The 527-nt window shown below is 63.9% G+C and carries 1 protein-coding gene; it reads left to right on the top strand.

The window, feature by feature from the left end:
- A partial coding sequence (locus tag TU76_RS24320) for a type III PLP-dependent enzyme domain-containing protein (RefSeq protein ID WP_048352709.1) occupies positions 1-527 on the top strand: 527 nt, incomplete at both ends.

Here is a 527-nt window from a genome sequence, read left to right as displayed (position 1 = left end):
GCGATCAAGGCGCACCCGGCCCTGGCCCTGACCGGTATTGAAGGCTACGAAGGGGTAATCCACGGTGAGCGGGCGGTTGACGGGATTCGCGAGTTTGCAGCTTCGCTGGTTCGCCTGGCGCTTGAATTGCAACGCGACGGCGCGTTTGAGCGGGACAGGCCGATTGTGACGGCCTCGGGGTCGGCCTGGTACGACCTGATTGCCGAGGCGTTCGAAGCCGAAGCTGCCAGCGGGCGGTTTTTGAGCGTATTGCGCCCGGGCAGTTACGTGGTTCACGACCATGGCATTTACAAAGCAGCGCAGTGTTGCGTGCTGGATCGACGCACGGACTTGCACGAAGGCCTGCGTCCGGCCCTGGAAGTCTGGGCCCAGGTGCAATCGCTGCCTGAGCCGGGGTTTGCCGTCATCGCCATGGGCAAGCGCGACGTGGCCTACGATGCCGGTCTGCCCATACCGCTAAAACGCTACCGTGAAGGCGTGCTGCCTGCGGTGGGCGATGATGTCAGCGGCTGTACGGTAACGGCGGT

It is taken from the genome of Pseudomonas psychrophila (assembly GCF_001043005.1).
GTDB lineage: Bacteria > Pseudomonadota > Gammaproteobacteria > Pseudomonadales > Pseudomonadaceae > Aquipseudomonas > Aquipseudomonas psychrophila.
The sequence above is the reverse complement of the archived record's forward strand: the minus strand, read 5'-3'. Positions and strand labels throughout refer to the sequence as shown.